The 639-nt window shown below is 62.9% G+C and carries 2 pseudogenes; both read right to left on the bottom strand.

The features are described from left to right. Positions 1-106: pseudogene (locus tag IVA81_RS19815) on the bottom strand (integrase); the annotation flags it as partial. Positions 107-134: 28 nt separating this feature from the next. Next, positions 135-639, bottom strand: a pseudogene (locus IVA81_RS19810) (helix-turn-helix domain-containing protein); the annotation flags it as partial.

Below are 639 nucleotides of genomic sequence, written 5' to 3'. Positions count from 1 at the left end.
GAACTGGATGCGGCAAGAGGTCCAGAGGGCTGGACGTCGCGCAGACCTTGTTGGTCGCGATGCGCAAGTACTTGGCCGTGGTGGCGAGGCTGCGATGACCGAGTAGTCACGATTCATAATGCACCTCGGCTAACTCATTGAAAGTCAAGGACCCGCTGCGTGGTATTTTGTGTTAGCGGAGGCTTCCGACGCTTTCCCTTGGCGAAACCTGCCAAGTCCTCGGCCCTGATCACCCAAGGCGCGCCCGCGCAAGCTTGTCGGCCTTTGATGTCGCCGCGGCGGAGCATACGCAAGGCCGTCATGTTGCAGACGCCGATGAGTTTTGCTGCCGCTTCGAGCGTAATTTCGCCGCGCTCCGCCCACTCGCCGTCGCGGAAGACGGCGATGTCGTGGTGATTGCGGAAGCCGCACACGCGCTCTTGCGTCCAGGCATTGCCGTGCCCGGTCTCCACGCCAGCGCGATTGAGCAGGCGCGCGATCTGCCGATCGGGCATCAGCCGCGCCAGCTCACGCACGAGTGCGATCGTGTCGTCGGGGATGCGTGGATTGTGCCGGCCGGCCGCATTCAGTCGCTGTTTGACTTGCAGTTGGGTATGATCGCCGCCTTGCCAGTGCAGGACCGCATGGATGATTGCGCCG

The organism is Bradyrhizobium sp. 141 (assembly GCF_023074055.1).
Lineage (GTDB): Bacteria > Pseudomonadota > Alphaproteobacteria > Rhizobiales > Xanthobacteraceae > Bradyrhizobium.
This window is presented reverse-complemented; position numbering and strand designations above follow the sequence as displayed.